This is a genomic window from Halalkalicoccus sp. CG83 (assembly GCF_037081715.1).
In the GTDB taxonomy this organism is placed as follows: Archaea; Halobacteriota; Halobacteria; order Halobacteriales; family Halalkalicoccaceae; genus Halalkalicoccus; species Halalkalicoccus ordinarius.
Window position 1 is genome coordinate 337,453 of record NZ_JAZDDH010000001.1, and the last position, 24,302, is coordinate 361,754.

25 protein-coding genes are annotated in these 24,302 nt (G+C 67.4%); 10 read left to right on the top strand and 15 right to left on the bottom strand.

All coding sequences use genetic code 11. The annotated features are described in order from the left end of the window. Positions 1-28: 28 nt before the first annotated feature. From V0Z78_RS01655 to V0Z78_RS01670, 4 genes are all read right to left on the bottom strand, one after another. Positions 29-391, bottom strand: coding sequence for a thiol-disulfide oxidoreductase DCC family protein (locus tag V0Z78_RS01655; protein WP_336342879.1), 363 nt, complete (start codon positions 389-391; stop codon positions 29-31). Further along, positions 385-1,185 carry an aldo/keto reductase gene (locus V0Z78_RS01660; protein ID WP_336342880.1) on the bottom strand — a complete coding sequence of 267 codons (801 nt, stop codon included), beginning with the start codon at positions 1,183-1,185 and terminating at the stop codon, positions 385-387. Before V0Z78_RS01660 ends, V0Z78_RS01655 begins: the two co-directional genes overlap by 7 nt. Positions 1,186-1,305: 120 nt before the next feature. After that, entirely contained in the window at positions 1,306-1,470 is a 165-nt protein-coding gene (locus V0Z78_RS01665; protein WP_336342881.1) for a DUF6757 family protein, read from the bottom strand. Between the two features lie 37 nt (positions 1,471-1,507). Beyond that, positions 1,508-2,290, bottom strand: coding sequence for a PHP domain-containing protein (locus tag V0Z78_RS01670; protein ID WP_336342882.1), 783 nt, complete (start codon positions 2,288-2,290; stop codon positions 1,508-1,510). A gap of 110 nt (positions 2,291-2,400) precedes the next feature. Here V0Z78_RS01670 and V0Z78_RS01675 point away from each other — a divergent pair, with 110 nt between their 5' ends. Next, positions 2,401-2,685, top strand: a complete 285-nt coding sequence (locus tag V0Z78_RS01675; RefSeq protein WP_336342883.1) for a DUF5789 family protein — start codon at positions 2,401-2,403, stop codon at positions 2,683-2,685. Positions 2,686-2,837: 152 nt separating this feature from the next. Here V0Z78_RS01675 and V0Z78_RS01680 read toward each other — a convergent pair whose 3' ends face one another. Together V0Z78_RS01680 and V0Z78_RS01685 are read right to left on the bottom strand one after the other, a co-directional pair. Next, the gene (locus tag V0Z78_RS01680; RefSeq protein ID WP_336342884.1) at positions 2,838-3,734 is read right to left on the bottom strand and encodes a cation diffusion facilitator family transporter; all 897 of its coding nucleotides are present in this window, start codon (positions 3,732-3,734) and stop codon (positions 2,838-2,840) included. Between the two features lie 43 nt (positions 3,735-3,777). Then, a complete protein-coding gene (locus V0Z78_RS01685) occupies positions 3,778-4,791 on the bottom strand; it encodes a DUF5784 family protein (RefSeq protein ID WP_336342885.1) in 1,014 nt (337 codons plus the stop codon). A gap of 103 nt (positions 4,792-4,894) precedes the next feature. Between V0Z78_RS01685 and V0Z78_RS01690 the strand changes: the two genes are divergently transcribed. Then, positions 4,895-5,068, top strand: a complete 174-nt coding sequence (locus V0Z78_RS01690) for a DUF5786 family protein (protein ID WP_336342886.1) — start codon at positions 4,895-4,897, stop codon at positions 5,066-5,068. A gap of 1 nt (position 5,069) precedes the next feature. On the opposite strand, the gene V0Z78_RS01695 is transcribed toward V0Z78_RS01690, so the two are convergent. From V0Z78_RS01695 to V0Z78_RS01705, 3 genes are all read right to left on the bottom strand, one after another. Continuing rightward, on the bottom strand, positions 5,070-5,762 hold the full coding sequence (locus tag V0Z78_RS01695; RefSeq protein WP_336342887.1) for a DUF7530 family protein: 693 nt from the start codon (positions 5,760-5,762) through the stop codon (positions 5,070-5,072). Continuing rightward, positions 5,759-6,232, bottom strand: a complete 474-nt coding sequence (locus V0Z78_RS01700; RefSeq protein WP_336342888.1) for a Rossmann-fold NAD(P)-binding domain-containing protein — start codon at positions 6,230-6,232, stop codon at positions 5,759-5,761. Before V0Z78_RS01700 ends, V0Z78_RS01695 begins: the two co-directional genes overlap by 4 nt. A gap of 221 nt (positions 6,233-6,453) precedes the next feature. Continuing rightward, positions 6,454-7,311, bottom strand: coding sequence for a YkgJ family cysteine cluster protein (locus tag V0Z78_RS01705; RefSeq protein WP_336342889.1), 858 nt, complete (start codon positions 7,309-7,311; stop codon positions 6,454-6,456). Between the two features lie 91 nt (positions 7,312-7,402). On the opposite strand from V0Z78_RS01705, the gene V0Z78_RS01710 reads away from it, so the two are divergent. The 3 genes from V0Z78_RS01710 (at position 7,403) to nasA (ending at position 10,592) form a co-directional block, all read left to right on the top strand. Beyond that, entirely contained in the window at positions 7,403-8,047 is a 645-nt protein-coding gene (locus V0Z78_RS01710; protein ID WP_336342890.1) for a phosphoribosyltransferase, read from the top strand. 150 nt (positions 8,048-8,197) lie between these two features. Beyond that, the gene (locus tag V0Z78_RS01715; RefSeq protein WP_336342891.1) at positions 8,198-8,356 is read left to right on the top strand and encodes a hypothetical protein; all 159 of its coding nucleotides are present in this window, start codon (positions 8,198-8,200) and stop codon (positions 8,354-8,356) included. Positions 8,357-8,507: 151 nt separating this feature from the next. Beyond that, the gene (gene nasA, locus V0Z78_RS01720) at positions 8,508-10,592 is read left to right on the top strand and encodes an assimilatory nitrate reductase NasA (RefSeq protein WP_336342892.1); all 2,085 of its coding nucleotides are present in this window, start codon (positions 8,508-8,510) and stop codon (positions 10,590-10,592) included. Between the two features lie 168 nt (positions 10,593-10,760). Here nasA and V0Z78_RS01725 read toward each other — a convergent pair whose 3' ends face one another. Further along, positions 10,761-12,083, bottom strand: coding sequence for an MFS transporter (locus V0Z78_RS01725; protein ID WP_409338661.1), 1,323 nt, complete (start codon positions 12,081-12,083; stop codon positions 10,761-10,763). 559 nt (positions 12,084-12,642) lie between these two features. Here V0Z78_RS01725 and V0Z78_RS01730 point away from each other — a divergent pair. Together V0Z78_RS01730 and V0Z78_RS01735 are read left to right on the top strand one after the other, a co-directional pair. Continuing rightward, positions 12,643-14,403, top strand: coding sequence for a nitrite/sulfite reductase (locus V0Z78_RS01730; protein ID WP_336342893.1), 1,761 nt, complete (start codon positions 12,643-12,645; stop codon positions 14,401-14,403). Positions 14,404-14,874: 471 nt separating this feature from the next. Beyond that, complete coding sequence (locus V0Z78_RS01735; RefSeq protein WP_336342894.1) at positions 14,875-15,375, top strand: hypothetical protein; 501 nt, start codon at positions 14,875-14,877, stop codon at positions 15,373-15,375. A gap of 31 nt (positions 15,376-15,406) precedes the next feature. On the opposite strand, the gene V0Z78_RS01740 is transcribed toward V0Z78_RS01735, so the two are convergent. The 5 genes from V0Z78_RS01740 to V0Z78_RS01760 all read right to left on the bottom strand — a co-directional run bounded on the left by V0Z78_RS01740 (position 15,407) and on the right by V0Z78_RS01760 (position 21,691). Continuing rightward, on the bottom strand, positions 15,407-16,801 hold the full coding sequence (locus V0Z78_RS01740) for an ABC transporter ATP-binding protein (RefSeq protein ID WP_336342895.1): 1,395 nt from the start codon (positions 16,799-16,801) through the stop codon (positions 15,407-15,409). Further along, on the bottom strand, positions 16,798-17,946 hold the full coding sequence (locus V0Z78_RS01745) for an ABC transporter ATP-binding protein (RefSeq protein ID WP_336342896.1): 1,149 nt from the start codon (positions 17,944-17,946) through the stop codon (positions 16,798-16,800). The genes V0Z78_RS01740 and V0Z78_RS01745 overlap by 4 nt, the downstream gene beginning before the upstream one ends. Positions 17,947-17,953: 7 nt before the next feature. Then, positions 17,954-18,943: an ABC transporter permease gene (locus tag V0Z78_RS01750; RefSeq protein WP_336342897.1), complete on the bottom strand. Its 990-nt coding sequence runs from the start codon at positions 18,941-18,943 to the stop codon at positions 17,954-17,956. Continuing rightward, positions 18,943-19,938, bottom strand: coding sequence for an ABC transporter permease (locus V0Z78_RS01755; protein ID WP_336342898.1), 996 nt, complete (start codon positions 19,936-19,938; stop codon positions 18,943-18,945). The genes V0Z78_RS01750 and V0Z78_RS01755 overlap by 1 nt, the downstream gene beginning before the upstream one ends. A 121-nt stretch (positions 19,939-20,059) precedes the next feature. After that, positions 20,060-21,691: an ABC transporter substrate-binding protein gene (locus V0Z78_RS01760; protein ID WP_336342899.1), complete on the bottom strand. Its 1,632-nt coding sequence runs from the start codon at positions 21,689-21,691 to the stop codon at positions 20,060-20,062. Positions 21,692-21,974: 283 nt separating this feature from the next. Between V0Z78_RS01760 and V0Z78_RS01765 the strand changes: the two genes are divergently transcribed. The 3 genes from V0Z78_RS01765 (at position 21,975) to V0Z78_RS01775 (ending at position 24,250) form a co-directional block, all read left to right on the top strand. Beyond that, positions 21,975-22,184: a DUF7561 family protein gene (locus V0Z78_RS01765; RefSeq protein WP_336342900.1), complete on the top strand. Its 210-nt coding sequence runs from the start codon at positions 21,975-21,977 to the stop codon at positions 22,182-22,184. A gap of 70 nt (positions 22,185-22,254) precedes the next feature. After that, positions 22,255-22,422, top strand: a complete 168-nt coding sequence (locus tag V0Z78_RS01770) for a hypothetical protein (RefSeq protein WP_336342901.1) — start codon at positions 22,255-22,257, stop codon at positions 22,420-22,422. A gap of 52 nt (positions 22,423-22,474) precedes the next feature. Further along, positions 22,475-24,250: an ATP-dependent DNA helicase gene (locus tag V0Z78_RS01775; protein WP_336342902.1), complete on the top strand. Its 1,776-nt coding sequence runs from the start codon at positions 22,475-22,477 to the stop codon at positions 24,248-24,250. Positions 24,251-24,302 lie beyond the last annotated feature (52 nt).

Here is a 24,302-nt window from a genome sequence, read left to right on the forward strand (position 1 = left end):
GACCGTTCCGTCCGATCGATGGGACGGGCTATCGCGATCGAAACCGGCCGAACAGCGCTCGATGGTCCGCGACCGTGCGGTAGAGCGACTCGCGAAGCGGCTCACGATCGGGGAGCAGGCGAAACAGCCGGACGGCGGTTCGTTCGGGCGAGCCCAGGCGGGCGAGGACCTCCTCGACGGCCGCGCCACAGGAGAACACCGCGTCGTCTGTCAGCAGGTGGACGCAGTTCGCGTAGTCGGCGGGCAGCCGGGCGCGCTGGTCCGGCGTGAGCTCGTCGAACTCGACGAGCTCGAAGACGCCCCGCGCGTCGGCGTACTCCGCACACCATCGACAGAAGCCACAGCCGCCGTCGTACACCAGCCGAGGCGGGGCCCGGACCGCCCTCACCATGGGGCGTCCTCGGGGTCGATCAGTCGGCGCTCGCGACTGGGTTCGATCCCCTCGATCCGCTCGCGTTCCTCCTCGCCGAGCTTGAGGTCGGCCGCCGCGAGGTTCTCCCGGAGGTGGCGCTCGCCGGTTGCCTTCGGGATGGCGACGACGTTCTCGAGACCGGCGAGCCACGCGAGACTCACCTGCGCGGGCGTGACGCCGCGCCGATCGGCGATCTCGCGAATCTCCGGGACGTCGGCCACCTCCCCGCGCATGATCGGACAGTACGCGACCAGCGTGTAGTCGTGCTCGCGGGCGTCCTCGCGGAGCTCGCGCTGCTGGAGCAGCGGATGGCACTCGACCTGATGGGCGGCGATCGGCGACTCGAGCGTCCCGCGGGCCTCCTCGAGGAGCGCGGGCGTGAAGTTGCTCACGCCGACGTGACGGGTGACGTCACCCTTCCGGAGCTGGTCGAACGCGGAGAGGGTGTCCGTCGGGGAGTAGGACTTCGTCGGCCAGTGGACGTAGAGCAGGTCGATCGATCCCCCCAGCCGGTTGCGACTCTGGCGAGCGGACTCGTAGACGTCCGTTCCGTCGAGCTTATCGGGAGCGATCTTGGTCGCGATGACGCACTCCTCGCGGGGGACGTCGGCCCGCTCGATCCCGTCGCCCACGGCGGCTTCGTTACCGTACGTCTGTGCGGTATCGACGTGACGGTAGCCCATCTCGAGGGCGTCGGCGACCGTGGCAGCACACTCCTCGGGGTCGTCGTTGTTCGAGGTCCCGAGACCGATCGGCGGAAGCGAGAGCGCCATACCCGCTCCAAGGGGGTCGACCGCCATAGAACTGAGGGCGGCCCCCGGCTCAGATCGGTCTATCGCGGAGCTGTCAGCCACACGTGGTCCGCGGGTCGTCGTGGAGGACGCGAGCGGCGTTCACCGCTCCCGATCGACGTCGAGCCGGCTCTGGAGTTCGGCCAGCTCCTCGGACTCGGCGAGCTCCTCGAGTCGGCCCTGGAAGTGTTCCTCGCAGAGCCCGACCCGGACCCCGTCCGACTCCGCGCTGACGGCCGCTTCGCGGTCGCAGTAGTGACAGCGCATACCCGAGCTACGTGGCGTGGACGGTTGAAGCCTCCGTTTACGGCAGCCGCGCCTCGACGGCCCCGTACGCCGTCTCGCTCAGTCCCGCGCGGCCGAGGCGGTCGTCGTGTGCGTCGCTGCCGCCCGTCGCGATCAGTCCGTGTTCCTCGATGGCCCGATCCAGCACGTCGGTGTCGACGGGCCGACCGTAGGGGTAGAACCGCTCGACTGCGTCCAGGTCGGCCGCGAGTGCGAGCGCCGACTCGGGATCGCGGTATCGGAACGGGTGGGCGAGACCGACGAGCGCGCACGACTCGCGGAGCGTCGCGACTCCCCGATCGAAGCTCGGGATCTCGCGCGGGACGTAACACGGTCCGTCGGCCCCGATCAGTTCGGCGAACGCCGTCTCGTAGTCGTAGCCCGACTCCGGATGTTCGTCGATCGCTCGGGCGACGTGGGGTCGGCCGAGCCCCGGCGTCGCCTCGAGCGCGAGGTCGATCCCGAGTCGGTCCTCGACGCGCGCGACGATCTCCCCGCCACGCTCGATCCGGTTTCGCTGGATCCGATCGACCAGCGCATCGAGTTCGGCCGTCTCGCGGACGCCGTAACCCAGCAGATCGATAGCGTCTCCCTCGGCGGGGTCGACCCGAAGCTCGATTCCGCGGATCAGATCGATCCCGTCACGTCGGCTGACCGGCGCCCCTAGACCGGGATGGGGACGGTCGTGATCCGTGATCGCGACGACCTGCACGTCGGCCGTCCGGGCGGCCCGAGGTACGGCCGACAGCGGCATCGCTCCGTCCGAGGCGGTCGTATGAACGTGCAGGTCGGCGTACGGCATGTCCCCCGCTACGCGGAGCGACGCAAAGAGAGTTCCATTATATGCCTAGAACGGTCAAAGGACGTATATGGAAAACCATTATAATCATCGTCGGTGTCGATTCGGGTGAGATGGTGTACACGAGCACGAACGCGCTCTTCGACGAACACGCGTACCCGACTACGACCGGCGAACTGATAGAGAGCTACGGCCAGGAGGAGCTCCAGCTCGCGGACGGATCCCAGACCGTCGAGGACGCCCTGAGCGTGCTGGGACAGGAGACGTTCGAGTCCGCGGAGGAGGCCCGCTACGCGGTGTACACTGGACTGAGTAGCGCGGCGATCGGACGGGTGGGCTACAGCGATCGGGATCCGACCCCGCCCGGCTGTGACGGCCAGCCCCCGGTCTCGTTCTGACGATCCCTCGTTTCCCGGCCTCTCGTTTCCGACCCCTCGTTCCCGACTCGTTTCCCGCAGCCGACGCCGAACGCCGCGCACGTCGAATGGTCGCTCGGCGTTTCGATCCCCGATCGGGCGGTCGACGTCGATCAGTCGGTCAGACTGCCCGTTCACTCGATCGCGTCCTTCCACTCGCCGATCCCCGCCGGATCCAGGTGGACGTGGGCATCGCCGACCGAGTCGGTCGTCCGAAGCCGCTCGATGAGTTCGGTCTCGATGTCGTGAGCCTCGTGCAGGGTGAGTTCCCCATCGACCTCGACGTGGGCTTCGACCTCCAGGACCGTACCGTCGTAGAAGACGGTCAGGTCGTGGATCCCCTCGACGGCGGGGTGGGATCGAAGCGTCTCGTCGATCTCCTCGCGGCGTTCTGCCGGCGGGGCGGCGCCGACGAGGTACGCGACGTTCTCGCGGCCGATCTCGACCCCCTGATAGACCACGAGCAGGCTGACGAGCGCGCCCGCGAGCGGGTCGAGGACGGGAACGCCGAACAGGACTCCGAGGACGCCGACGACCGCCGCCACCGAGGTGTAGATGTCGTTGAGACAGTCCTTCGCGAGCGCGGAGAGCGCCGTCGAGTCGAGGACGGCGTTCACCCGCTCGGTGTAACGGTAGACGAGATACATGTCGACGATCGCGAACCCGAGCGCGACCAACAGCAGGTAGCTGAAGCGGATCGCGGTCCCGTAGACGAGCCCCCCGACCGACTCGTAGAACAGGTTGAGGCCGAGGACGACGATCACCGCCCCGACGAACAGCGCGGTCAGCGGCTCGACCCGGTCGTGGCCGTGCGGATGGGTGGTGTCCGGGCCGACAAAGGAGCTGTCGCCCCAGACCAGCACGACGACGCTCGCGACGAGGTCCGCAACGGAGTGGGCGGCGTCCGCGACCAGCGCGACGCTGCCGAACAGCAGTCCAGCGGCTCCCTCGACGACGATCTTCGCCGCGTTGCCGAGCACGTTCGCCCACGAGGCACGGGCGAACGCCTGCCGATCAGACCCCTCGCTCATCGGCGGGTTTAGATCGAATCGAACCTTAGTCGCTTCGGATCACCTACACCCACGACACGACCGGGTCGAGGTCCAGCGGGAGCGACCCCTTCGAGTAGGCCTCGAACCGTCCGGAGGGCCGCGCCCGAAAGACGGCCGCGGGCCGGTGGCGAACACCCGGCTGCTCGCCCTTGAGCTGGGCCCACTCGTCGTCGCGAAACGACGAGCAGTCGACCAGCAGCGTGACGCCGCCGCCGTGACGTTCGAGCTGGCCGGTGGTCTTGGTCTCGGCGGTCTCGCGGACGGCGGCGACGGCGGTGTTCGCCGCCCTGCGGGTCGGCGGCAGCGGGCGGGTGACCTCGACCAGGAGTCCCTCGCCGTCGACGTCGGGCCGATCGGCCCGGAAGTCGATCGAGTGACCCGTCGTCACCTCGATCTCAGGGGTGATCGCGTAGCCCGATGCGGTGAGGAGATGCGCGACGGTGAACTCACTCATCGTCGCGCTCATGCGGACGCGGTCGAACTGTTCGCTGGTGCCGAGCTTGCTCGCCATGACGTATCGATACCGATCGAGGATCCCGGGTCGGAGCACCGACTCGTAGAACCCGCAGGCCTCCTTCCGGTCGGCGTCGGGAAAGCCCGCGGCGTGGTCGCGGAAGAACTCCCGGGTCGAATCGCGGCCGTCCTTCGAGCAGAAGACGGGCAGGAAGAACCACGCGAGATGGGGGTAGTCGGCGAGCCACGGCTCGTCCTCGCGGAGCTCGGCCAGCAGTTCGCGCTGGGCCCACCGGGCGATGGGGTAGGGGACCTCGTCGAACGTGTACTTCTCGGTGCGCCAGAGCGTGCTCGGGGTCTCGGTGTTGCCGAGCCAGTAGGCGCCGTCGTCGTTCCAGGCGAACAGCGCGGTGTCGCCGTTGTCCATGTCGAACCGTCGGGCGTCGTAGTCGCCTCCCGAGCGGTACCAGGGACGCGAGCAGCGTGCGCCGAGCGCGTCGTCGAGCGGGCGAAGGAGGTCACGGTGGACTCGGTCGAGATCCCAGGACTGCGGAGAGCGTCGAAAGCGAAGGGGGCGGGCCACGACTCATCTCAGGGGGGCGACCGGGTTCAGCCTTGCGTCCCGAGGAACGTGTACGCCCGTTACATTGATAAACTGGGATTTCCAATGTGAGTGTGTAGTTACCATGTCAATGGGTGCCTATGACGAGGACGAACACGAGCGCCGGGAAAAGAAAAGCACGACCGTCGAGACCGACTTCGACGACGAGCGCACGGAATACCGTGGAACGCTCGAGTTCGACTCCGGCGACTCGACGGAGGCACTCCTCGACCAGTTCGAACGCATGAAGGCGGAGTAGCTCAGCGCCGCCCGATCAGATAGGAGAGTGCCGACCCGATCGACACCGCGGACACGTGTCCTACGAGCGCGACGACCAACGTCGGGTGCGAGAGGACGAACGGAACCAGCAGGAGCTGTAACGCCGCGAACGCGACGTTGAGCAGGTCGACGCGCCGGAGCGTCGCGGCGGTCTCCTCGTCGACGGGTGACCGTACCGCCCGCCACAGCGAGACGACGGTGATCCACCAACTGGTTCCGATACGATAACAGAGGTCCCAGAGCACCAGCAGCGCGAGATAGACCACCACCATCGGCGGTTCGGGCCCGAACAGCTCGGTGACCAGCGGGGTCGCCGACTGCCGGGGATCGACGACGAACAGCTGGGTGATCAGCGCGATGAACGCGAGCACGCTCAACACCACCTCGATGCTCGAGCCGAACAGCATCCGTCGGTAGACGGAGGAAACCGAGGTCGATCGGACGAGCTCGCCGAGGCGGAGCATGACGACGCTGCCGCCCGCGGCGACGGCGACCGCAGCGGTGCCGGCGAACGCCGCCGACCAGAGGTCGTAGATCGCCGCGAACACGAGCACGCCGACCTGGAACAGTCCGAGCTGTAACACGACCGCGGTCCAGTTCGAGAGCTCGATCCCCGGGAGGGCGCTGACGATGCTCTCGTAGACCCAGGTGTCGCCGTAGTCGGGTTCGTTCATTCCGCTCCGTCACCCTCGAGCGCACGAGATACGGCGGTCTCGAAGGGAGTGAGATCGATGGGAAGGAGGTCGCGGATCCGCTGGTCGGAGACGACGACCGAGTTCCTCAGTTCCGAGACGAGCGGCTGGGCGACGTCGCAAGGCACGTCATTCACCAGGTCCAGCCAGTACGCCCAGAGCTTCGGCGTCAGTACGGGAACGATGTACTGGCGCTTCCCGAGCGGCTCCGACGTACGGTACATCATCGTCTGGGAGCTCCCCACCTCCGGGCCGCCGGTCTCGAACGTCTCGTCGGTGCTCTCGGGGGCCTCGAGGACGTCGACGAGGGAGGCGATCACGTCGCCGATGGCGATGGGCTGACAGTCGGTTCGGACCCAGCGCGGGGTGATCATCACCGGCAGCCAGTGTGCGAGCTGCTCGATCAGTCGCTCCCCGACGAACCCGGTCGCTCCCGTCACCGACACGCGCATGTCCCGGTGGTAGGGCGAGCGCGTCTTAGTCGTTGAGTCCTCGATCGGTCCCCTCGACCTCGTCGGTCGCCGTTGACGTCCACGCCGCTGTCACCGTCGTCAGCACGACCGGTGACGCCGGCCATGGCCGCGGTACTCGATGGCACGACGATCCTCGGGTTCGAGAGGTCGCGTCGACACGAACGTTCGACAGCTCGTTTCGGACCGCTGAAGATCGTCGCTCAGGCGTCGTCCCAGCCGGGGGTGGGGGGTGCATTCCGGTCTCCCTCCACCCGTTCGGCCGTCGTCGGATCCGGCTCGGCGTCTCCGGCGCGGGACTCCCACTCCTCGATCGCTTCCCCGACCCACGAGCTCGTTTCGAGGGTTCGATCGTAGGCCCGCTCGAACGCCTCCTCGTTGTGGCGAGTCGTTCCCGGACTCGCCGAGACCGCCGCGGCGACGAACTCCGCGCGGTCGGCGTCGGTCAGCCGGTCCTCCCTGACGCGCTCGACGACGCCGTCCAACCGATCGGGACGGGGGTGGGTGAACACCTTCTGTCCGATCGCCTGTGGACCGAGCAACAGTCCGGACAGCGACTCCGGTACCTCATCGTCGAGCAGTCGGTCGCCGCCGAAACGCCGTTCGACCCGCTCGCACTCGGTCTCCATCTCCAGCGCGAGGTTGTGTCCGGGATACTCCGCGCACTCCTCGGGATAGACCTCGGAGTCATGGATCCGACACTGGAGCGTAACCGGATCCAGGAAGGCACAGGTCGGGAGCCACGAGGGCGACCGGTCGAAGGGGCCGACGGGTTTCGGGGGTTTTCTGAGTCCGAGGAAGAACGCCGGCTGGCCGTCGATCGCCGCGAGCGTGACTCCGTCGATCTCGACGCCCGCGTCGGTCTCCCAGAGCCGCGGCGTCATGGCGTCGGCCAGCCCCCGTTCGAGGAACGAACGTGCGTCGTCACGGGTCAGCGGGACGAGGTTGTAGACGTCGTCGAGCGGACGGCGGGGTCCGCGGCGCTCGTGGTCCGCGCCGTCGGGATCGAGCGGCCGCCAGTCGATGCAGCAGCCGGCACACCCCTCGCAGTTCACCTCCATACCTCCAAGAGGGGCCGGAGGCGCAAAAGTAACGACCACGCACCCACCATTGAATATCCGTGGGACTGTACGACACGCTACCCGATCCGTCATGACCACCTCGTTCTCCTCGTTCGACGACAGGACCGACGCGGGCGAGCGGCTCGCCGCGCTGCTCCAACGCCGCGACGTCGCCGCCGACGCGGTGCTCGCGGTGCCTCGCGGCGGGCTCCCGGTCGCGCGGGTCGTCGCCGACGCGCTCGATCTCCCGCTGGACGTGGTCGTCGCCCGGAAGCTCGGCTCGCCGACCAACCCCGAACTCGCGATCGGCGCGGTCGCTGCCGACGGCTCGAGATGGCTCAACGAGACGCTGATCGACCGGCTCGGCGTCGACGCGTCGTACGTCGAACGGACTGCCGAACGCGAGGCGGAGAACGCGCGCGAGAAGCGCGAACGCTACCGCGGCGAACCCGCCCCGGCGACGATAGGCGGAACGGTGCTGGTCGTCGACGACGGGATCGCCACCGGCGCGACGACGATCGCCTGCGTCCGCCAGGCCCGCGAAGCCGGCGCCGAGCGGGTGATCGTCGCCGTCCCCGTCGCCCCACCGGACGTCGTCGAGTCGCTCCGCGAGGAGGCCGACGAGGTGATCGCCGTCATCACCCCTTCGAACTTCGGCGCCGTAGGCCGGTTCTACGAATCGTTCGACCAGGTACCCGACGAGGCCGCGATGGCGTACTTGGAGAGCGAACGCTAAGCTCTCGGTGCGCCTGCGAGACGTCTGGCCGACACCAAACGTGGCCGCGAGCGCAGCGGACGGGGGAAGAAACGACAGTACTCCCTTCGCGAGATCGAGGACGAGGTCGCGGCGCTCCGCGAGGCCGGCCCGACGACCTTCGAGACGCCGATGGTCGCGAGCTACACCGTTCCCCCGAACGAGGAGCCGATGCGGATGGAGTGCTGGGGGTTCGAGGAGTTGGGTTACGGGCTCGTCCTCTACGACGAGGCGGGCGAGGAGCTCGCGTATCTCGCCTACGGGAGTGTGATCGCGATCGAGCCCGCGTGAGCCGACGGCCCCTAAAGGATCATTAGTGGTTCTCGAACCATTCAAGGACCAGCCTTTTACTCCCACTATCCAACTAATGATGCATGAAAGCAACGACGATCGGTCGCTCTATTGAATCGATCGTGATCGAACGTCCAGATAGAGTGTGCAAATGAGCGAGCCGGTCCCGACCACCTGTATGCGTTGTGCCGTCGGCTGCGGACACGTCCATCACCGCGTCGACCGGGGCTACGGGCTCGCGTCCGTCCGGGGCGACCCTGCCCACCCGGTCAACCGGGGGCTGGCCTGCCAGCGCGGGATCCGCGAGACGGCCGAACCCGACGGCGAGTGGCTCACACGCCCGCTCGTCCGCAAGGACGGCGAACTCGTCCCGACCAGCTGGGACACGGCGCTCGGGATCGCCGCCGCTGCGCTCGGGACCCACCTCGAGAGTCCCGACCGGGTCGCGGTACTCGGAAGCGGCCAGCAGACCAACGAGGCCGCATACCTGCTGGGAAAGCTCGCCCGCGGCGCGATCGGTACCCGCAACTACGACGCCAACACCACCCTCTGCATGGCGAGCGCCGTCACCGCCTACTACGACGCGTTCGGGAGCGACGGACCGCCGCCGACGTACGCCGACATCGACGAGGCCGACGTCCACCTGATCTGGGGGGCCAACCCCGTCGCCGCTCATCCGGTACTCTTCCGGTGGATCCGCCAACAGAGCGAGGACAGCCGACTGATCGTCGTCGATCCAGTCGAGAGCGAGACCGCGGATCACGCCGACCTCCACGTCCGCCCGGAGCCCGGCACGGACCTCGCACTCGCACGCGCGGTGCTCGCGCGTCTCGTCGAGACCGACGGGATCGACCGCGGGTTCGTCGGCCGACACACCGAGGGGTTCGACGCGCTTCGCTCGACGCTCCCGGACGCACACGAGGCGACCGCTGCGGCGGGCGTCTCCCTCGAGACCGTCGACGCGCTCGCCGAGGCCTTCTCCGAGCGGACGCTGGTCTACTGGGGGATGGGCGTCAACCAGAACACTCAGGGAACGGCGACCGCGGGCGCGCTGATCGATCTCTGTCTCGCGACCGGGAACATGGGCGAGGGTACGGGTCCGTTCTCGCTGACGGGCCAGGCGAACTCGATGGGGACGCGGGTCTGCTCCTCGAAGGGGACCTGGCCCGGCCACCGCGAGTTCGAGGACCCCGGACACCGCCGGACCGTCGCCGGGGCGTGGAACGTCCCCGAGGAGCGTCTGCCCGCCGACGCGGGGCCCGGTCCGGTCGGGATCGCCGAGGCGATGGCCGCCGGCGACGTGGAGGCCTGCTACGCCGTGGCGACCAACCCAGTCGTCGGCCTGCCCGACGCCTCGACTGCTCGAACGGCGTTCGAGGAGACGTTCCTCGTCGTTCAGGACGCCTTCCACACCGAGACTACCGCGCTCGCGGACGTCGTCCTTCCGGCGGCGACCTGGGGCGAGTCCGCGGGGACCGCGATGAACATGGAGCGGACCGTCTCGCGGGTCCGGCCCGCGACCGACACCCCCTCGGGCGTCCGTTCGGATCTCGACGTCATCGGAGCGATCGGCCGGCAACTCGCCCCCGAGGCGTTCGATCGGCCGCCGCTCGAGCCCGCGGACGTGTTCGACGAGTTCCGCGCGCTCACCGCCGGCACGCCCGCCGACTGCTCGGGCATCAGCTACGAGCGCCTCGAGACCGATCTCGCCGTGCGCTGGCCCGCTCCGGACGAGACCAGCGCGAGCGGCTATCGCTACCGGACACGCGACGGCTGGTCGTTCGAGACGCCGTCCGGGTGTGCGCGGTTCTCCACGGGCGTCCACCACGAGGTGGCCGAACCGATCGACGAGGAGTTCCCCCTGACGCTGACGACGGCCCGCCGGCCCGACGCGTACAACACCGGCGTCCGGACGCGAACCGGCGAGACCGGGCCGCCGACCGCCCGGATTCACCCCTCGACGGTCGCCGAGTACGGGATGCGGATCCCAGAGGAGGACGCCGACCGTCGGACGACCGTTCGCTCTCGACGCGGGTCACTGACCGTTCGCGTCGAGAGCGACGAGCGGATCCCGGAGGGGATGGTGTGGCTTCCGATCCACCACCCGGCGGTCAACGACCTCACGCTCCCGGAGACGGATCCGCGATCCGACGAGCCGAACTACAAGCAGTGTGCCGTGCGACTGGCCGCGCCCTCGGAGTCGATCGGGCGGACGGTGACCGCCCGGAGCGACTGAGATCGGCCGCGGATCGACCGGCCGAGGTACGTTCGCCGACTCACCGCGGTTCGAAGCCAGCGTTCCACACGACCATCGAGCCGGTGACCCTTCTACTGCCTTCATCGATCGGCGTTCATCGGTCCTCTCGCGCTCTCGCCGCCGTCAGTCGGGAACGGGACTCGTTAGTCAGTCGTCGCTGCTCACGACGCGACCGCCGCCCGCCGCCGGTTCGTCGACGATCCAGCCGTCGGTCGTCGCCCGTTCGGCGACGTGGGGCTGGAACACCCAGGCACACAGCGCCAGGATGGGGATCATCGTGGCGGCGACGACGGCGTAGCCGACGTGGAGGTTCGGGAGAACGGGGGCGGCGAAGAGCAGCGGGTAGACGGAGCCGCCCGAGGAGCCGACGCCGCCGACGATGCCAGCGACGGCACCCGAGTCGTTCGGGAACAGCGCGGGGACCTGTGCGAAGATGGCCGCCGACGCCAACCCGCAGCTCGCGCCGACGAGGAACGTGGCGAGCACGGCCAGCCGGAGGTCCCCGACGAGGCCGGCCGCGGTCATTCCGCAGGTGCTGCAGACCACCAGCACGAGCGTCGCTAACGTCCACTGTTCGCGATAGCGGTCCCCGAACCACGGGAGGATCTCGAGCTCCCTGCGCGCGACCACGTCGCTGACGTAGCCGCCGATCGGCCGGAGCAGTCCGGCGGCGATCGAGAACGTCGCCGCTAACGTGGCCGCGACCACGATGTCGCCCTGGCCGAACGCCTCGCGGTAGTACGTACCGAGCCAGCCGTTCATCGCGAGTTCGAGCCCGAACGTCATGACGTACGCGACCGCGAGCACGACCGCCCCGTAGCGGGTCGTGATGTAGAGCCACCGACCCGGGCTCGTGCTTTCCCTGGTCGCCTGCCGTTTCTCATCGCTCTTGGCGGCCTCGCCGAAGGCGTAGTAGACGATCCCGAGGACGATCGCGAGGACGCCCGTGTAGAAGAAGGCGGCCCGCCAGTTCGTCGAGAACAGCGGCCCGGCGTAGTCCTCGCCGAAGATCCGCGGGAGCGTGAAGTACGCGCCCAGCCCCGCGCCGGCGTTGCCGACGCCGGCGAAGATCCCCTCCGCCAGCCCGAGGTTCTCCTCCTCGAACCACTCGGCGACGTGCTGGATGCCGATGACGAACGTGATCCCCGCCAGCGAGGCGACGACCCGCGAGGCCGTGAACACCTCGTAGCTCCGGGCGTACGCACTGATGATCGCGAAGGTGCCCACGAGCACCATCGTACAGCCCGCGGTCACCGGCGCGCCGAAGCGATCCGTGAGCGGTCCGATGACGATACGACCGAGCGGAACGGCGATGACGGCCGCGCTCGAGACGATCCCCAGCTCGGCCACTGAGAGCCCGAACTCCTCGGCGATCCCGCCGGTGAAGGGGGCGAACGAGAACCAGATCACGAACCCCAGGTTGAACATCGCCGTCGCGAGCAGCAGGTTCTTCCACTTACCGTCGATCACGGCGAGTCACCTCCACGAGCACCGCGACCGTCGATCCATCGTTTACAAACGTCCAAATATAATCGATCCTTTGTCGAATCCATTTCAGATATCTGCTAAACCTGGCTATCTGAACGTAATAATACCTTCGATGGTAGTATTAATAAACAATGGGGTGTGTGGCCACAACCCGGATGAGGGGGGTAATGATATAATACGTATAAGGTCCTCGCGGGAGTTGGCGGGTCCCGTTCCGCCGAACCGCGCTCGCCGATTCGGACGGTTCTCCCGAGCCACCTCCTCCGTTAGCGGGGACGTTCCGACGATACGTCGTGTGTCGGACGTAAAATACGACGAACCTACTGAGACATCCAGTAAGATCAATGAACGTCCAGAATCTTCGCGTATTCACCTTATACATACTAAGTGTAGCTAATGAAACTGGAAGGATACGGAAGTGAATGGACACTCTAGTGGACAGGTTTATCAGTACAGTTCGAACAGTAATAGTCGTAAGAAACTACAATGATGGCTAAAATAGACGAAATATCGGACATTCATTCAGACGAGGTGGACACGCATGGCGCCTGAGATCGAGGAGTGGAAGGACGAGTGCTACGGCGAGGAGCTTCGGAAGAAGCTGCTGGAGTTCGCGGAGGCCGGCTGGGATTCGATTCCCGACGACGAACGCGAGAAGTGGTTCTCGCTGTTCAAACACTGGGGGGTGTTCCACCAGCGCGACGGCCAGGAGAGCTACTTCATGATGCGCCTACAGAACGCCGGGGGCGTCCTGCGGCCCGGTCAGCTCCGCGCGATCGGCGAGGTCGCCCGCGACTACGCGACCGGGCCCGCCGAGAACCCCGAGTTCGGCAACGGCTTCATCGACCTGACGACCCGCCAGTCTGTCCAGCTACACTGGATCAAGCTCGAGGACGTACCGGCGATCTGGGAGCGACTCGAGTCCGTGGGCGTCTCGAGTCGCTCCTCGGGCGGCGACTCGATGCGGAACATGGCGGGCTGTCCGGTCGCCGGGCGCGACGAGCAGGAGTTCATCGACTCGCGGGACCTGCTCGAGCGGCTGAACACCGCCCTCCGCGAGGACGACGCGCTCGCCGACCTCCCACGGAAGTTCAACGTCTCGGTGACGGGCTGTCGGGAGGGCTGTGCCCAGGACTCAATCAACGACATCGGACTCGAGCCCGCCGAGAAGTCCGTCGGAGGCGAGCCTACGAGAGGATACAACGTCCGGATCGGCGGCGGCCTCGGCGGCCGCCAGCCCCGCGAGGCCCGCCCGCTCGACGTCTTCGTCACCGAGGAGGAGGCCTACCCCGTCGTCCGGGGGTTCGTCGAGCTCTATCAGGAGCACGGCAACCGCGAGAACCGCCAGAAGTCCCGCTCGCGCTTCTTCGTCGACGACTGGGGCGTCGAGGAGATCCGCGCTACCCTTCAGAAGGAGTACGTCGACTCCGAGCTGCGGACCGCGGGCGAGGACCTCCGCGAGGAGTATAGCTACAACGCGGGAACGTGTCGGGGCGGCGACCACGTCGGCGTTCACCGACAGAGGAACGGGGAGTACTACGTCGGGCTGAGCGTCCCGGTCGGCCGCCTGCGCGCGGAGGAGGCCATCGCGATCGCGGACTGCGCGGAGGCGTACGGCTCCGGCGAGGTACGTCTGAGCCGCCGGCAGAACCCCCTGATCATGGACGTTCCCGAGGGCGACCTCGACGCGCTGCTCTCCGAACCCGTCCTCGACACCCACAGCCCCGAGCCCCACCCGTTCCAGCGCGGGTCGATCGCGTGTACCGGCACCGAGTTCTGTCCGCTGGCGCTGACCGAGACGAAGGCCCGACTCGCCCGGACGATCCGCTGGCTACGGGACAACTGCGAGCTTCCCGACGACGTCGAGGACGTCCACATCCACTACTCGGGCTGTACGGCCGACTGCGGCCAGGCGCTCACGGCGGACATCGGCCTGCAGGGGATGCGCGCGCGCAAGAACGGCGAGATGGTCGAGGCGCTCGACATCGGCGTCGGCGGCGGCATGGGGGAGAACCCCTCCTTTATCGACTGGATCCACCAGCGCGTGCCCGCCGACGAGGCGCCGACCGTGGTCAAGAAGCTCGTCGAGGGCTACGCCGCCCACCGCGAGGAGGGCCAGTCGTTCCGCGACTGGGTCGGAGAGACGGGGGCCGAGACGCTCGTCGAACTCGCCGAGCCCGAGGAGAGCTCGTACGAGGACCCCTGGATGTACGACGCGAAGGGCTCGTGGTACCCGTTCGACGACGGCGAGAGCCCCGCACCCACGACGGTGGACGGCACGCCGCTGTCGGCCGACGACTGACGATGGCCGAACCCGAATCCGTCGCCGCCGCCCGCCAGCACGCCCCCTGCGATGCCGCGCCGGAGCTGTTCGCCCTCGAACGATCCGACGACCGCTGACGTCACCCTCCCCGTTCTCCTCCTTGTCCGCCCCGTTCGGTCGCGCCGACGGCGGGCCACGTTCGAACGGACCCTCGACGCGGGTTCGATACGACCGCGGCCCGCCCGGATCCGCGACGGTCCGGCACCCTCTCGACGGGATCACCCGAGGGCGGCGCGAACGGCACGGCGATCGGAGACGTCCCGTTGCCGAAACCGGGAAGGCCATGCCGGTCCGATCCACCCCATGGGCGGATCACGTACGCGAGCGGACTCGGCGACGACCGTTCGATCGACGGGAACGGGGTTCGACCGCTCGACTCCGTTCTCGACGCCTCGAACGAACTCGCGAACGCGCACAGCGAACGCCGCGGGCGCCGACTGACGATCGAGGATGCCACAACCCCACGCCCGCTCCGACGACGACCGGTTCGGATTCGACGAGACGACCAACTACCTCACGCGCGCGCTCTCGAGGCTCGTTCCGGGCTGGCTGGCGCGCCGTGCCGTGACCGTCTCAGTCGACACCTCGAAGCGGGTCTATCGGCGGGGCGAACCGGTCGACATCGTCGTGGAGTTCGAGAACCGTCTTCCGGTTCCCGTCTCCGTCCCCACCGTCGAGCGACGGCTCTGGGAGTGGCGCGTGGACGGCGTACTGGAGGCGACCGACGAGCCCCGGTACGTCGATCGCTCGCCCGCCTCGTTCGAGTTCCGCGGCGGCGAGCGAAAGCGTATCGTCCACCGGTGGAACGGCCACTTTTGGCGCGCCGAAGGTCTCGACGGCCTCCCGACGTCGGAGCCCGCCGCGGCCGGCGAGCACACCATCGCCGTCTCGCTCACGACGACCGAACCCGGCGAGCGTCCGGGAGACGCCACCACCATCACCGTTCGGTAGACGTCGATCCGCAGAAGAGACCAGTCCGTCCTCAGTCGGTCGACGCGGTCGATTCCGGCGTCGTCGATCCGCGTTCGGCGTTCCGTCGCTCGTCCACCAGTCGCTCGCCCGTCTCCGGGTCCAGACGGATCCCCTCCTCGCGGTGGAGGTGACACGCCGCGTAGTGGGAGCTCGAGCCGTAGTCCGTGGGGACCTCGTACGCTGGGACCTCCCGCGCGCAGACGCTCCGCTCGGCGAAGCGTTCGACGAGCAGCTCCGCGGCCTCGTCCCACTCGTCGCGCTCGATCCGGTCGAGCGCGTCGTCGACGACGTCGCCGGCCTCGCCCGAGGGCGCCGCGTCGTCGAAGTACTCCCGCCTGAGCGCCGCACGGTCGTTCGTCTCCGGCGTTCGGCGGTCGATCGCGCGCATGAACGCGCGCGTGTTCTCCCACTCGGCGGCCGAGAGGTCGTACTCGTCGGGGGCGATGAGCTCCGGACAGCGCGTCCGGAACCGACAGCCAGAGGGAGGGTCGATCGGACTCGGCACGTCGCCCTCGAGCACGCCGCGCGTACCCCTCGCACGCGGATCCGGCACCGGGATCGACTCGAGGAGTGCCCGCGTGTAGGGGTGTTGTGGGTTCTCGTAGAGCTCCTCCTTGTCCGCGAGCTCCACGAGCTGGCCGAGGTACATCACCGCGACGCGGTCGGAGATGTGGCGGATGACGCTCAGGTCGTGGGCGATGAAGAGGTAGGTGAGGTCGAACTCCTCCTGGAGCTCGTTCATCGTGTTGAGAACCTGCGCCTGGATGGAGACGTCGAGCGCGCTCACCGGCTCGTCGCAGACGATGAAGTCGGGGTTCACCGACAGCGCCCGTGCGAGGTTGACCCGCTGGCGCTGGCCGCCGGAGAAGGCGTGGGGGTGTCGGTTGTAGTGCTGCGGGTCGAGTCCGACCTTCGAGAGCAGCTCCTTCGCACGCTCCTCCCGGCCCTCGTCGTCGAGCATGCCGTGGGCCTCCATGGGCTCCTCGACGATCTGCCCGACCTTCATCCGGGGATCGAGCGACGACTGCGGGTCCTGGAAGATGAGCTGCATCTCGCGGCGCTTCTTGCGCAGCGCCTCGCCGCTCAGCTCCGAGAGGTCCTCGCCCTTGAACCGGACGCTTCCGTCCGTGGGAGTGATGAGCTGGAGAAGGGTCCGCGCGAGGGTGGACTTCCCGCAGCCGGACTCGCCGACGAGACCGAGCGTCTCGCCCTTTCGGATGTCGAACGAGACGCTCTCGACGGCGCGTACCTGCTCGGGGTCGTGGATCACCGGCGGGACGAGCCCGTCGGGGTTGCGTTTGAAGCCTCCCAGAAGCCCCTCGGCGTTCGAGAAGTGTTTGGTGAGCCCCTCGACGCGAACGAGCGGTTCGCCCTCACCGACGTCCTCGCCTTCTGTGTCGTTCATCGGCTCTCCTCCTCGGTACGGCTGACGCTGAAGCCGCCGGTCGCCTCGTTCTCGAGCGGCTCGCTCTCCCAGTAGCCGACGTCGAACGCGTCGTGTTTCACGCAGGCCGCTCGGTGTGCGCGCTCGTCGCGGGCGTCGTCGCCGACGGCCCGGAGGTCGGGATGGACCCGCCGGCAGACCTCGCGGGCGTCCGGACACCGCGAGTGGAACCGACAGCCCGACGGCGGGTTGATCGCCTCGGGCATGACGCCCTTGATGGGATCCAGCTCCTCGGTCGTGACGTCGGGACGGGGCATCGAGTCGAGCAGCGCGCTCGTGTAGGGGTGTTTCGTGTCGTAGAACAGCTCCTCGACGTCCGCCTGCTCGATCACCTCGCCGAGGTACATCACGTTCACGCGATCGCAGATCTCGGCGACGACGCCCATGTCGTGGGTGACCCAGACGAAGGCGGTGTCGTACTTCTCCTGGAGCTCCTCGACGAGGTCGAGGATCTGCCCCTCGACGGTAACGTCGAGCGCCGTGGTCGGCTCGTCGGCAATGATCAGACTCGGCTCGCAGGCCAGCGCCATCGCGATGAGCACGCGCTGGCGCATGCCTCCGGAGAACTGGTGGGGGTACTGCTCGTATCGCTTCTCGGGCTCGGGGATGCCGACCTCCCGGAGCATGTGGACGGCCTCCTCCTTCGCTTCCCCGCCCGACAGGTCGCGATTGAGCTCGATGAACTCCCGGAGCTGCGAGCCGACGGTGAACACCGGGTTCAGACTCTCCATCGGGTCCTGGAAGATGATGGCGATCTCGCGTCCGCGGATCCGCGTGCGCATCTCCTCCTCCGAGAGCATCTCCTCGCGGGGGACGAGCTCCGGCGGCTCGCCTTCCTCCCGGTCGGCGTCCGCGGCCTCCTCGTAGCCGACGATGGTCTCTCCCTTGAACGTCACCTCGCCGTCGACGATGACGCCGGGGCTGTCGATCAGCCGCATGACGCTCATCGCGGCGACGCTCTTTCCGGCGCCGGACTCCCCGACGATGCCGACGAGTTCGCCCTCGTACACCTCGAAGGAGATGCCGTCGACGGCGCGGACGGTGCCGTCCTCGGTGAAGAACTGGGTCTTCAGGTTCTCGACTTTCAGCAGTGGTTCCTCGTTCATGATCGGGTCAGTTGTTGATCCGCGGATCCAGCGCGTCCTGCAGCCCGTCACCGAGGAGGTTGAACGCGACCACGGTGATGAGGATGGCGATGCCCGGCCAGATGCTGAACGTCGGCGCCGGCAACATGTAGTTTCGCGAGGCCGCGAGCATCTGTCCCCACGACGGCGTCGGCGGCTGTGCGCCGAAGCCGAGGAAGGAGAGTCCCGCGACGATGAGGATGCTGACGCCGACCTGTAGGGTCGCCTGCACCAACACCGGCGCGAAGCTGTTGGGGATGACGTGTCTCAGGATGATGTTCCGGTCCTTCACGCCCGCGGCCTTTGCCGCCTCGATGTACTCCTCCTCGCGGATGCTCACGACGCGCGAGCGGATGAGGCGGTTGAACACCGGGATGGAGGCGATGCCGACGCCGACCATCGCGTAGCTGATGTCGCGACCGAACGCCGACATGAACGCGATGACCAGCACGAGAAACGGGATGGCGTAGATCGTGTCGGTGATCCGCTGGAGCACGTCGTCGACCCAGCCCCCGTAGTAGCCCGAGACCGCGCCGATCAGGGTACCGCCGACCAGACCGATCGCCGTCGCCATGAAGCCGACGGTCATCGCGATACGCGTACCGTAGAACAGCCGCGAGAGGACGTCACGGCCGCGGTGATCGGTTCCCAGCGGGTACTCCCACGTGCCGGTACCGATGCCGTTCTCCATCCCTACCGGCGGCAGGAGGGCCTCGATCGTGTCGGGGTCCTGCTCCGGATGCTGGAGGAAGGGGATCGACTGCGCGAGCGCGTAGTCCAGCAGGTAGTAGTCGACGCTCGCGAACAGCGCGACGGCCGTGATGGCCGAGATGACGTAGAAGCCCAACCGGGCCGTCGAGTCGCGTTTCACCTGTTTCAGCGTGTACGACAGCCCGACGCGGGCCTCTACCTCGTCGACGCCGCCCTCGGTGGGCGCCTCCTCGAACTCCTCCTGGGTTTGGGTTTCGTTCGTCGCCATCACTTCTCACCGTAGCTGACGCGCGGGTCGATGTACGCGTACGAGATGTCCGTGATGATGACGCCGACGAGGTAGACCGCTCCGAGCATGAACGTCGTCCCCATCACCAGCGGGTAGTCCTGGTTGTTGATCGCCTGGATGATCAGCCGTCCCATCCCGTTTATCTCGAAGACGGTCTCGATCAGCACCGCGCCGCCGAGCGCCGTGCTGAGTCCGAGCCCGACGATGGTGATGACGGGCAGCTGAGCCGCCTTGAACGCGTGTTTCCAGACGACGGTCCGTTCGTCGACGCCGTACGCCCGCGCGAGCTTCACGTACTCGTTCTGCAGGGAGTCGACCATCGAGGAGCGCTCGATCCTCGTGATCGAGGCCATCTGGAGCGTTCCGAGCGCGACCATCGGCATCAACAGCCGCTTGAACGACTCGACGACGACGTCAAGCTGCGTCGTCGCCCCGCGGACGTTCGCCGGGTCCGCCCACGGCAGGAACAGCCCCGTCGCGGGCAACAGCCCGAGCTGGTAGGCGAAGACGATGATCAACAGCAGCCCGATCCAGAACGAGGGCGTCGAGACGCCGATCAGCGCGACGATTCGCGAGACGTGGTCGACCGGCTCGTTCCGGCGCTGCGCGGAGATGACGCCCAGCGGAACCGCGGTCACCAGCGCGAAGGCGAACGCCGAGAAGACGAGATACGCCGTCACCGGCAGGCGTTCGATGATCTTCGTCAACACGGGCACGTCGTAGTAGATGCTGTGGCCGAGATCACCCTGCGCGACGCCGAGCACGTAGCTGAAGTACCGTTCGTGGAGCGGTCTGTCCAGTCCGTAGCGGGCCTGCACCTGCTCGACCATCTCGGCGCTCGGAGTCGGACCGAGCATGATGCTGACGGGGTCGCCCGGGATCGCGTTGGTGAGGAAGAACGTGATCGTCACGATACCGAGGAGCACGGGAACCGCCTGCAGACACCGCCAGACCGTGTATCGAAGGAGTCCCATGGGTTGTTTCGTGTCTAATTACCGTTTACGTCCGTCCGTTTGCGTGCGGTTCAGCGGAGCCATCGGCATAACGCCGTCGGTTCGGAAACCGATCGGCGCGACGGGTGCCCGTTCGGCTACGCTACTCCATCGAGGTGGTCGCGTAGCTCTCCGCCAGCGGGATGACCTGTGAGGCGGGATGTGACTGGTAACCCGAAACGTTGTCCTTGTACGCGTAAGCGTTCAGCAGGTTATAGGCGGGGAGATGGACGCGATCCTCAAGGATCGTCGTGGTCGAGTCGATGTAGAGCTGGCGACGCTCCTCCCGGTCGACGGACTGGCGGGCGTCGACGATCTGCTGGTCGACCTCGTCGTTGCGGTAGTAGGTACCCTGTGTGACGCCCTCGTTCTCCTGGGCGAACATGTAGTAGGTGAACGCCTCGGGGTCCGGCGAACCGGCCCAGCCCAGCGTGTACATGTTGTAGTCGCCCTCGTCGCCCGAGAGGTACGCTTCGGTGAACGCGCCCCAGTCGAGACGCTGGACCTCGACGTTGTCGAAGCCCGCCTCTTGAAGGCCGTTACCGACGCCGGTGCCGATCTGTTCGCGCATGTCGTCCGGCGGGACGATGATGCGCCAGTCGTAATCGGAGGGAACGCCCGCCTCCTCGAAGAGCTGTTGGGCCTGTTCGATGTCACGATCGTGGGGGATCTGCTCCCACTCGTCGGTCGGGAACTCCCACCCCTCGACGATCGACTGGGGGAACGGACTGTACTGACGGACGCCTGCGGGCTCGACGTAGTTCGCGACCTCCTGGTCCATCGAGAAGCAGTAGTCGACCGCCTCGCGGACCTGCGGGTCCGCCGTCGGCCCCTCGCCGCAGTTGAACGCGAGGTAGAAGTAGCCGATGCCGGGCTCCTCGTCGATCTCGACGTCGTCCATCCCCTCGACCTGATCGTACAGTTGCGGGGGAATGGTCTCGATGACGTCGTTCTCGCCGGTCTGAAGGGTCGTGACGCGGGTCGACTGTTCCTCGACGCCCCGGAACTCGACGAAATCGAGCTCCGCCGCGTTCTCCCCCCAGTAGTCGTCGTAGCGCTCGATGCGGGTGTACTCGCCCTCCTGCCACTCGGCGAACTGGAAGGGACCCGATCCGACGGGGTTCTCGTGGTTGAACGCGTCGGGGTCCTCCTCGCGAACCGACTCCGGAACGACATTGCGAATCAGCGTGAACTCGAACGCGCCGAACGGGTAGGTGAGGTCGAACTGGACGGTCTGCTCGTCGATCGCCTCGACCGACTCGATCATGTCGACCTCGCCGGCGTTCTCGGTCTCCTCCTCTAACGGGGCGATAAAGGAGTAGGCGACGTCCTCCGCCGTTACAGGGTCGCCGTTGTGGAACGTCGCGTTCTCGTCTATCTCGACGGTGTAGCGCTGGCCGTCGTTCTCGATCTCGGGCTCGTCCATCGAGGCGAGCTGGGGCTCGATGCCGGTCGCGTCCTCGTTGTACGCGTAGAGCCCCTCGAACATCTGGCCGACGATCTGTGCGGAAGGGACGTCGTTGAGGACGATGGGGTCGAAGTCGAGCGGGCCCTTCTCCTGGGCGAAGTAGAGCTCCTGGCCGCCACCGCCGCCGCCGTCGCCACTGCCGTTCGGATCGTCCTCGCCGGTGCCGCCGCCCGAACAGCCGGCGAGGCCGACGGCGGTACCGACGCCGACGTATTTCAGGAGGCTGCGACGATCGAGAACGCCGTGGGATGGGGATGAGTCCTTCATGATCTATGGTTTTGACGTACTTCCGGCAGTTTCGGATGGGTGAATAAAAATCTGTCGGAGATTCGACTACGTCTTCGAGGCCGACTTCGTATCGTGGACTCGAACGAAGGGCCTCGTCGATTCGGACCCGTCAACCGGAGGACGGCTCGATGATCTCTCGTCCCTCGCCTCTCGAGAGCGTCCCGCCTCGATTCGCCGTGATCGGTCCAACAGATCGGCGCGACTAGAGTTCGGACGCGAGGCACGACGATGGGTGTTTAGCCCTCCCGGGACATCTCCTGATATGGCCTCGGAACGGTGTGACGGCTGTGGGACGAGCGTTCGCATCGCCGGCGGGATCGCCGACCTCTGGTCGTTCTCCGGCCAGCCCTCGGGGGGGATGACCCTCGAGTTCGAGGACGGCTCCGAGCACTTCCTCTGTTACGACTGCATCGAGCGACTGCCCGACTACCCGGCGGCGAGCGACGTCGCTGCGCTCGAGGACGGGAGGTAGCCGCCACGGGCCGTCCGTTGGGCGTGCTCGCGACACAAGGCATATGCTCCGGTGTCTCGCTCTCCCGCCAATGGCTACCGACGACGCCGAACCCGCCTACTACGAACCGACGTCACGATGGTCGCTTGGAAACTGGGGACGCGCGGCGGTCGCGTGGCTTCTCGTCGGCGGGACCACCGTTCTCATCCTCGTTGCGATCACCGTCGTCACGGTGTCCGTCCTCGGTATGGGTGCGTGAGCACGGGCCGAACATCGTCGGCTTTACGACGCCGCCTGGCGATCCATCACGAGTGAACCCCGCCCGCATCGAACGGGAGTTCCCCGCGCCCTCCTACCGCGGCAATCAGCGCGAAGCCCTTCGAGACGTCCGGCGGGCGTTCGAGGCCGGCAACGACGTAGTGCTCGTACGCGCCCCCACGGGCAGCGGCAAGTCGCTGCTAGCGCGGGCGATCTGTGGCTGTGCGCGCACCGTCGAGGAGGCCGAACCCAAACAGGCAACCGGCGCCTACTACACGACGCCACAGGTCTCCCAGCTCGACGACGTGGCGAGCGACCCCCTGCTCGAGGACCTCCAGCTCATCCGCGGGAAGGGCAACTACACCTGTATCCTTCCGGGTGAGGAGCGCACGCCCGTCAACCGCGCACCCTGCGTCCGCGAGCGGGGCTACGACTGCTCGGTGAAGCATCGCTGTCCGTACTTCTCGGACCGGGCGATCGCCTCCAACCGGCGGATCGCGGCGATGACGCTCGCGTACTTCATGCGGACCGCCGGGTCGGAGCTGTTCGGGAAGCGTGACGTCTGCGTGATCGACGAGGCCCACGGGCTCGCCGAGTGGGCCGAGATGTACGCCACCATCGACCTCGGACCGCGGACGGTGCCGGTCTGGGACGACCTCTCCGTCCCGGAGATCGGGTCGTTGGATCGCCTCGCTCGCTTCGCCGACGCGCTCTCCTCGACCTGCGCTCGCCGGAAGGACGACCTGCTGGCGAAGGAGGAGCTCACCCCCGAGGAGGCCGCGGACCGCGACCGCCTCGGAGAGCTGATCTCGGAGCTCGACTGGTTCGTGACGGACTACCGCGATCCCGGGAGTCCGACGACGTGGGTGCTCGATCAGGAGGCCGACCGCTCGATCTCGATCAAGCCGATGAACCCCGAACGCTACCTCTCCCATACGGTCTGGGACCGGGCGAACCGCTTCGCGCTGCTGTCGGCGACGATCCTGAGCAAGGAGACGTTCTGTCGCGGCGTAGGGCTCGATCCCGACCGGGTGGCGCTGGTCGACGTCGACCACACCTTTCCCGTCGAGAACCGGCCGCTGTACGACGTGACCCGCGGAAAGATGACCTACGAGGAGCGCGACGAGACGATCCCGAAGGTCGGGCGCGTCCTGGCGCGGATCATGGCCGAGCACGACGACGAGAAGGGGATCGTTCACGCCCACTCCTACGCGATCCAAGACCGTCTCGCCGAACTGCTCTCTGACTTCGGCGTCGGCGACAGAGTGCGAACCCACGACCGCGATGACCGAGACGCCGCCCTCGAGGCGTGGAAGGAGAGCGGAGGCGCGGACGTGTTCCTCTCGGTGAAGATGGAGGAGGCGCTCGACCTGAAGGGCGACCTCGCCCGGTGGCAGGTGGTCTGCAAGGCGCCCTACCTCAACACGAACGACTCGCGGGTCGCCCACCGTCTCGAGCACGGTCAGTGGGCCTGGTACCGCCGCGAGGCGCTCGGAACGGTGATCCAGGCCTGCGGGCGGATCGTACGCTCGCCCGAGGACTACGGCGCGACCTACCTCGCGGACTCGAGCCTGCTCGACCTGTTCGAGCGTACGCGCGGGGAGATGCCGTCGTGGTTCGCGGCGCAGGTCGATCGGATGACCGAACCGGCGCTCCCGGCGTTCGAGGCGTCGACGGGTGCAGGTGCGGGTTCGGCAGCGGACTCCCGTCCCCCGCGAACGTCGGACGATGCGGCGCGCTCGCGCGGATCGGCGCGGGTGAACGAATCGTCGACGGCGTCAGTCCCCGATCGGGACCACCCGCTCAGCGACGTCTGGGGCGACGGCTGACGCTCAGATCAGCGCGACGCCGGCGATCATCGAGCCGACCATCAGCACGACC